This is a genomic window from Candidatus Symbiopectobacterium sp., assembly GCF_020054415.1.
GTDB lineage: Bacteria > Pseudomonadota > Gammaproteobacteria > Enterobacterales > Enterobacteriaceae > Symbiopectobacterium.
In genome coordinates this window covers 1-6,830 of record NZ_JAHWCO010000480.1, presented here as the reverse complement: position 1 = coordinate 6,830, position 6,830 = coordinate 1, and the positions used below count along the sequence as shown (strand labels likewise).

The window sequence follows — 6,830 nt, the reverse complement described above, 5'->3', positions numbered from 1 at the left end:
CGCTGCTTGAGGGCCTTGTTATAAGAGGGCCAGTTGGTGATTTTAAAATTTTGTTTTGCCATGGAGACCTGATTTTGAAACAACTGTGGTGATCTGCTCCGATGATTACCCAAAAGTTCTATTTATTCAACAAAGCCCCGTTCTATCTGTCGCTCAATCTCTGCGACCAGCTGCTCCATCGTCGGCACCTTGCGCATAGCCGAGGCCTGTACTTCATTCAGGGGCTTACCTTTCTCCAGCGCATTGACCGCTGAATCCACCGCTTTTAGGTACTTACGTTGCGCCTCCCGGTCACCAGATATACCCACCTAGGAGCCAAAGGCCATCGCTGCCCGCTTCGGTATTTCCTGGTTAAGACGTTCAATAATACCGCGCCCCTGTGGATTACCCGGAATACCGGTAGGATGCTCAATACCGAGGCGGGAGAAAATACCGGTAATATCGGCATCAAATACCGCGTTCTTTTCACCGCCGCCATTATCGGAGTAATACATCAGCGGTACGCCGTAACGTGATACTGCGTTACGGATGGCGTCACCTACGGCAACCTGACTCTCGGACATGGCCAGACTCCAGCCCACCACCACGCGGGTGCGGGCGTCAATCACCAGCGTAATCTCTGGCCTGAATGGCTTGCCCGTTTCGGGGTTAATCACTTCCATCTTCATGCCGTGACCATCGCCGAACCACACGCCGTTAACCGGAATAACAGACCAGTCGCGGCGCACGAACGGCAAATACTTCTTGTAGTCGGAGCCGGTTGCACGTCCGCGCTCGCGCTCGCGCTCGGCAACAGGCAGTTTGTCCAGCGCATAGCGCACTGTATCGACCTTCGGTAGCATGGATAACATGATCTCGTTGTCTCCGTACTGTTCAACCCACCACTTCGCAAACTTCTCGTATGCCATCATGACGGTGGGTTTATTGGTATCGTGCCAGAAGCGCATGAAGTCCGGCATCCATGAATATTGGAATACTTCTTTTTTTGCTGACCTTACCCGGTGCCAGCAGCGCCATACGTTCACCAACCGTATCTGCCGCCATCCAGGCTGACAGGCAGCGCTGAAGTGTTGGCACACTGACTCCGACACGGGTGGCTCCCTTGCGGGCATTGGCGATATCGGCGGCACGTTGCACGTAATCCGGAAGTGTCCCTTCAACAGAGGCGGCTGCAATAAACTCAACGGCCTGCTTGCGCTTCATGCCGGGACCACCGTTTTCGCTACTGTCCATCAGGGGTAATACCTCCTGAACCAGCACCATCCGGGCATCACCAACCGCTTTCTGGCTGTCGGTCAGTTCGCGCAGCTTCTTCTCCTGCAGGGCCGGGTATTTGCGGTACAGCGCCAGCTCGCGCTGCACTTTCTCGCCACCGGCTCCAGTGTCCAGCTCGCCTCTGGCGGTCGTTTTTACCGGAATGGAAGCCGACTGTGCCAGCAACTGACGCGCTAAACGGGCCTGAACGGCTTCACGAGCAGCGTCCGGCAGGCAATCAACGTGGTACTCGAAGGCTTTGGTACCTTCACGCTTCCGCACAAAATCAGGATGGCCACTGGATAACCGAAACAGTGCTTCCCGTACCCCTTTAGTTGTTGCGGGAAGTCCGGGGATGCCCACTAAGTCTTTAGCAACAACAAACATGGTTACGAAGCCCTCTGAATATAACTTTCAGTCTGGTAACGGCTGGGCCAGATCTCTTCCGATATTACCCCCAGTGAATCTGCGACGATCTGCTGATAAGGCTTGCATGGCGTGCGCAAAACGCTTTTGAGTGAATCTTTGCTGTAACCCGCCTGGAGAGACAGAGTACGGAACGACAATCCGCGTCGGTGGATCTCCGCTTTGATGATTTCAGGGTGCCAATCGACAACCCGCTCTTCTTTTCTATTCATCATTCATCTATCCTAAAAAGTTACTCGTGCGGATAACCGCGTGGTTATCTCTACGGATAAAGCATAAGAACACATAAAGAACCTATAAAAGTTCTTTATATGTTTTTGTGTTAATTTTATTTTTTTCAAATATATTCAATAATATAGATAGAAAGAAAGGAACGTTTCATGAGTAAAGAACTTGAACGTTCTTTTGTTAATGATGCAAAAGAACCTATCATCGAGAGAATTTTCAAGCTGGTTGAGCGTTATGGCTCCAGAGCAGAGGCGGCGGCTGCATGGGGGATAAACATCAATACGCTGCAAAATTATTACAAGCGAAGAGAGCAAGCACCTGTGCCCAGAGAAATGCTACTAAGACAGATTGCGGAGCGCGAAGGAGTCAGCGTTCGCTGGTTGGTTAGCGGTGAAGGTGAGGCCCCCAAAAAGAACACAAAGAACACTGTATTTGAACGTAAAAACTCATCTTTGAACGATATTGATTTAAAGCTACTAGCTCTGTTTGGGACGCTATCGTCAGATGAAAAGCAGGCTCTCTTTGAGGTTCTGGCCCGTAAAGGCATTGAAACAGCCCTTTATCTGCTTGACGAAGATAATATTAAGTTGCTGAAGATGGATCGTGTGGTGAAAGAGAAGATATTAGGCATTCAGCATAGAACGCCAGAGGATATGGATCACGATGACGCTGAGGCTAGAGAGTGTGGTGCCGATAATCCTGGCGAAGCGCTCCCCCAGAGCCTAGCATCCAATAAGAAAGTAGGCTAAGTAATCGTAGACTGCGCTTTGGTTAGATGTAGTTGCATAAGCTTATGCGTACATTGAGCCAGGTCAACAGATTAGCTACTTTGTTAAACGAAATTCAAAACGATTTAAACGCAGTTCAAATTCACACAAGTAGCAATCATTCGAGTATCAAATACCGTTCGAAAAATCAGTTTTGAATCATTTTTTCGCGACGGGTATCAAACCCCATATTTCGACCAATGCCGCGCCAGTCAAAGGCTGTCGGCTTGCTTGAGGCGTGCACGATCAGTATCAAAATGATTACCCCCCCCATAAACAGTCCATGCGACTGGTAGAGCAGGAATTGAAAATGACCGAACCGCTGGTGGCACGCGGCGCGGCCAGTGCAGTTGAAGTGATCCGTCTGCGGCGACAAATCAGTGAAATCCGCGGTAAGATCGATGAAGCACGCAATCTGTATGCAGTCAGGGCGCGCGAAGAGCAGGTAAAAAATAACGCCGATCTGGAAGCACAGTTGGAAGTGGTCAACGGCAAGGCCGACCAGCTACGGCGCGCCACACTCACCTCCACTGTGCGCTGTATCGTCAAAGATATTCAGGTCACCACCGTCGGCGGCGTACTGTAACCCGGCGGCAAGTTGATGGAAATCGTACCGCTGGAAGACAAACTGCTGATTGAAACCCGCGTCAACCCGCGCGATATCGCGTATATCCGCCTTGGATTGCCTGCCATTGTTAAAATTACCGCCTATGACTCATCGAGTTATGGCGATCTCAACGGCGAAGTAGAAAGCGTTTCACCAGATACGTTGCAAGATGAAGTACGGCGCGATCAGTATTATTACCGGGTTTATGTGCGCACTCTGGAGAGTTGGTTGACCAATAAAAACGGCGACCGGTTTGCCATTGTTCCCGGCATGATGGTCAATGTGGAGATTAAAACCGGCTTTGTTGAATAATAGGGAATAATGCTGTTATGACACGCCTGTTTTGGATTAAAATGCCGATCGCTCCGGGATGCATCACCACGCTCTGGATTTAACATACTGATTTTACGTCAAGGGAATCCGCAGCCTTTATGGCTACGCAGCATAATATCTATTTATTCAACAAAGCCATTAAAACCGTGCAAAAAAGCGTACTCGATTACTTAATCAAGCCACTGAATAAAGTGAATGAGGCGCTGCGTGAACGCTAGCGCCTCTTGAGCGTATTGCTACGGTGAAGCTGCCGTATTACAGCAGTTCAGGGAAGAATACTTGCTTGAGCGCCAGCTCTACGCCGCGCACTTCCGCCAGCCCTTTCAGACGGCCAATAGCCGAATAACCGGGATTGGTTTTCTTCTTCAGATCGTCGAGCATCTGGTGACCGTGGTCAGGACGCATCGGAATCGGACGCAGATCGCCCGCAGCTTTACGGCGTGATTCTTCCGTCAGGACCGCTTTCACCACTGCCACCATATTCACGTCGCCGCCCGGATGCGCCGCTTCGTGGAAGGTTTTCGGGTTCTGCTCGCGACAGGTCGCACACAGGTGGGTGAAGTGGATGCTATCGCCAAAGGTTTCGATGATCTTGACCAGATCGTTATCCGCACGCACACCGTAAGAGCCGGTGCACATGGTGAAACCGTTGTGTATAGTATCCACGGTATCCTTCATCCATTGCATATCTTCAATGGTGGACACCACGCGTGTCAACCCCAGAATCGGACGCGGCGGATCGTCCGGGTGGATCGCCATGCTGATACCTGCTTCTTCGGCAACCGGCACGATTTGCTTAAGGAAGTAGCCCAGGTGTTCACGCAGCTTGCTATGGTCAATGCCGTCATATTTCGCCAGACGCGCACGGAACTGCTCGAGAGTATAACCTTCTTCCGCCCCAGGCAGACCGGCGATGATATTGCCGGTCAAACGCGCGATATCCGCTTCGGTCATGGCTTCAAAGTAAGCGGCGGCCTGCACCTGCTCTTCTTCGGTGTAATCGTTCTTTGCACCCTCACGTTTGAGAATATACAATTCAAACGCCGCAAAAGCGATTTGATCAAAGCGCAGCGCTTTGGAGCCGTCCGGCAGTTGGTATTCCAGGTCGGTACGCGTCCAGTCCAAAATAGGCATAAAGTTGTAGCACACGGTGTCGATGCCGCACTGCGCCAGATTGCGCAGTGACTGCTGGTAGCTAGCAATATAGTGCTGATAGCGACCGGTTTGCGTTTTGATATCTTCATGGATCGGTACACTCTCGACTACCTATCACACCAGACCTTTGGCTTTCAATTCGGCTTTACGCTTTTCGATCTCTTCAACTGTCCAGACTTAGCCATTCGCAATGTGGTGCAACGCGGTCACCACACCCGTCTCCCAAGCCTGACGGACATCGTCCAGAGAGACAGGATCGTTCGGGCCATACCAACGCCAGGTTTGTTCCATCTTTATTACCATTAATCAATAACTTGTAAAATCATCGCTTGCGCTGTTCCCGGTCCACGGCAATCGCTACGGGACGATAGGTCATCATTCTCATCAACCAAAGCGATAAACAGTCCGACCAATTTTGTTTATCATTTCAATGACAGCCTACACCAGCCAGTGAAAAGCACCAACAATAAAACAAAATAGGTTGACCAATATCACCAAAATAATGCTTTTTGGACAAATAAATTGGCTTTTTACGTGGAAACAAGTACAGTTTTGCCGTGAAACTTTATACCAAAGCGTCTTTTTACATTATTCGGTCAGGCCACTTTCACCTTACTCTCCTACAATCTCCACCGTCAAGTGCGAGTGAACGCGCTAGCGCATGATGGCCTACCGTACTCAGTGATATTGTTATGACAACGTCGACCACCGCAACGCATTACGCCACCCTTGCCAACACACCGCTACCAGAGGCAGTACGCCAACCCCAGTACGATCGTAATGCACTCACAAGCAGCATGGTGCACATCGGCTTTGGGGCGTTTCACCGTGCGCATCAGGCACTGCTTACCGACCGCGTTCTGAGTCAGCAAGGCGGTGACTGGGGATACTGTGAAGTGATCTTGTTTGGCGGTGAAAGCCTGATTAGCCAACTGCGTGAGCAGGACCACCGCTATACCGTGCTGGAAAAAGGGGCAGAAGGCAGTCAGGCCATCGTTATCGGTTCGGTCCACGAATCGCTGCATGCACGTCTGGAAGGTATCTACGCCGTGGTGGAAAAACTGGCAGAGCCACACGTTAACATTGTTTCCCTGACGGTTACCGAGAAAGGCTACTGCATCGATCATACCAGCGGCAGCGTAGACATCAATAACCCGCTGATCAAGCAAGATTTGGAATTGCCGACCGCGCCTGCTTCTGCACCGAGTCTGCTGGTAGAAGCACTGCGCATGCGTCGTGAGCGTGGTCTGAAACCGTTTACCGTGCTTTCTTGCGATAACATGCCGGAAAACGGCAACGTGGTGAAACGCGCGGTGCTGGAGCTGGCACAGCTGCGCAGCACAGAGCTGGCGGAATGGATCGCGGCCAATGTCACTTTCACCAACACCATGGTGGACCGCATCGTACCTGCCGCCACGCCGGAAAAGCTGGCTGAAGTGGAGCAGGCCATTGGCATCACCGATCCTGTAGGCATCGCTTGCGAACCCTTCATTCAATGGGTGGTGGAAGACAACTTTGTTGCGGGGCGCGCACAATGGGAAGTGGCTGGCGCACAGTTGGTGGATGACGTTCTTCCGTTCGAAGAGATGAAGCTGCGCATTCTCAACGGTAGCCACTCCTTCCTGGCTTATCTTGGGTATCTGGCCGGTTACGAACATATTAATGACTGTATGGCGGATGCCCATTACCGTCGTGCGGGTCGTGTATTCAATATGTTGATTGCAGTGTGAAATGTCCGGTTTTGGATGTGGAATACAGTGGCTAAAGTTGATGTAAGATGCCCGTTTTGTGAACAGACATCTCCTGTGAAAGAACACGGTTATGGCAAAAGTGGCCATCAGCGTTACCGTCGTCAGTCATGCAAACACGGATGGCTACAGGGCTTACAACGACGAACTTCCTAAAAGTAAAACACATTGTTAGCAAGCTGTATACACAGCGTATTGAGCGTGCACATCTGACACTGCGTAACCGATTGCAACGGCTCAATCGCAAGACGCTCGGATATTCAAAATCATCCGAAATGCACGACAGGATCATCGGTACTTACATCGAACGCG

5 protein-coding genes and 4 pseudogenes are annotated in these 6,830 nt (G+C 50.9%); 5 read left to right on the top strand and 4 right to left on the bottom strand.

Annotated features, from left to right (window positions below; translation table 11 throughout):
• Positions 1-308: 308 nt before the first annotated feature.
• The 3 genes from QZ506_RS14085 to QZ506_RS14075 are packed head-to-tail and all read right to left on the bottom strand — an operon-like array spanning position 309 to position 1,892.
• Positions 309-947 (bottom strand): transposase family protein, encoded by a 639-nt coding sequence (locus tag QZ506_RS14085; RefSeq protein WP_291971857.1) that lies wholly within the window; start codon positions 945-947, stop codon positions 309-311.
• Positions 922-1,641, bottom strand: coding sequence for a DNA-binding protein (locus QZ506_RS14080; RefSeq protein WP_291971856.1), 720 nt, complete (start codon positions 1,639-1,641; stop codon positions 922-924). Before QZ506_RS14080 ends, QZ506_RS14085 begins: the two co-directional genes overlap by 26 nt.
• 2 nt (positions 1,642-1,643) lie before the next feature.
• Entirely contained in the window at positions 1,644-1,892 is a 249-nt protein-coding gene (locus tag QZ506_RS14075) for a helix-turn-helix domain-containing protein (protein ID WP_291971859.1), read from the bottom strand.
• Between the two features lie 168 nt (positions 1,893-2,060).
• On the opposite strand from QZ506_RS14075, the gene QZ506_RS14070 reads away from it, so the two are divergent.
• On the top strand, positions 2,061-2,657 hold the full coding sequence (locus tag QZ506_RS14070) for a hypothetical protein (protein ID WP_291971855.1): 597 nt from the start codon (positions 2,061-2,063) through the stop codon (positions 2,655-2,657).
• A gap of 292 nt (positions 2,658-2,949) precedes the next feature.
• Positions 2,950-3,582 (top strand): annotated as a pseudogene (locus QZ506_RS14065) (HlyD family efflux transporter periplasmic adaptor subunit); the annotation flags it as partial.
• A gap of 288 nt (positions 3,583-3,870) precedes the next feature.
• On the opposite strand, the pseudogene uxuA reads toward QZ506_RS14065, so the two are convergent.
• A pseudogene (gene uxuA, locus QZ506_RS14055) lies at positions 3,871-5,061 on the bottom strand (mannonate dehydratase).
• Between the two features lie 401 nt (positions 5,062-5,462).
• Between uxuA and QZ506_RS14050 the strand changes: the two are divergent.
• From QZ506_RS14050 to QZ506_RS14040, 3 genes and pseudogenes are all read left to right on the top strand, one after another.
• Positions 5,463-6,461: pseudogene (locus tag QZ506_RS14050) on the top strand (mannitol dehydrogenase family protein); the annotation flags it as partial.
• A 54-nt stretch (positions 6,462-6,515) separates the two neighbouring features.
• Positions 6,516-6,674 (top strand): IS1 family transposase, encoded by a 159-nt coding sequence (locus tag QZ506_RS14045; protein ID WP_291971853.1) that lies wholly within the window; start codon positions 6,516-6,518, stop codon positions 6,672-6,674.
• A pseudogene (locus QZ506_RS14040) lies at positions 6,664-6,830 on the top strand (IS1 family transposase); the annotation flags it as partial. The gene QZ506_RS14045 and the pseudogene QZ506_RS14040, both read left to right, overlap by 11 nt.

What these genes read in the sequence shown, in the direction of transcription:
- QZ506_RS14070 (WP_291971855.1), top strand. Translation starts at nt 2,061, where the DNA reads ATGAGTAAAGAACTTGAACGTTCTTTTGTTAATGATGCAAAAGAACCT.
- QZ506_RS14045 (WP_291971853.1), top strand. Translation starts at nt 6,516, where the DNA reads ATGTGGAATACAGTGGCTAAAGTTGATGTAAGATGCCCGTTTTGTGAA.
- QZ506_RS14075 (WP_291971859.1), bottom strand. Translation starts at nt 1,892, where the DNA reads ATGAATAGAAAAGAAGAGCGGGTTGTCGATTGGCACCCTGAAATCATC.
- QZ506_RS14085 (WP_291971857.1), bottom strand. Translation starts at nt 947, where the DNA reads ATGCGCTTCTGGCACGATACCAATAAACCCACCGTCATGATGGCATAC.
- QZ506_RS14080 (WP_291971856.1), bottom strand. Translation starts at nt 1,641, where the DNA reads ATGTTTGTTGTTGCTAAAGACTTAGTGGGCATCCCCGGACTTCCCGCA.